We start from the raw sequence: 461 nt of genomic DNA on the forward strand, positions 1-461 counted from the left end.
CCGGCCTTGGAGATCAGGCGGGCGAAGGGGCGCAGCAGCACGCCGCCGGCCGCACCGGTGACGGTGCCGTGGGCGTTGGCCACCGCGACCGAGCCGTTGGGGCCCGAGACGTCGACGGAGAACGTGGCGACTTCCTGGATGCCGGGGCCGTTGCCCAGGTCAGCGGAGATCGACACACCCGGGAACAGGTTCGGGGTGATCACCGAACCCAGCGGGTTGAAGCCCGTCGGGGAGATGTTGGCGTCGTCCAGCAGGATGTTGGGGGTGGTGTAGCTGAAGTTGATGCCCACGCCCAGCGACCAGGGGAAGCCCACCTGGTAGCCCAGCTCCAAGGTGCCCGCGAACTCATCGGCGCCCGGGCCGACCACGCTGTAGACAGCCTTGCCGGAGTGGAACCACTCCCGAGTCAGCCGGTTGCGGTCCAACGGGAACACACCGTTGAGGAAGGTGTCCCACTGCTG

The 461-nt window shown here is 68.3% G+C and carries 1 protein-coding gene; it reads right to left on the reverse strand.

What is annotated here, in order from left to right; all coding sequences use genetic code 11:
* Positions 1–461: porin MspA (mspA, locus tag CRM90_RS30120; RefSeq protein WP_102810462.1), on the reverse strand; the 461-nt coding region annotated here is incomplete at both ends.

Origin of the sequence: Mycobacterium sp. ENV421, from assembly GCF_002887815.1 — a bacterium.
In the GTDB taxonomy this organism is placed as follows: Bacteria; Actinomycetota; Actinomycetes; order Mycobacteriales; family Mycobacteriaceae; genus Mycobacterium.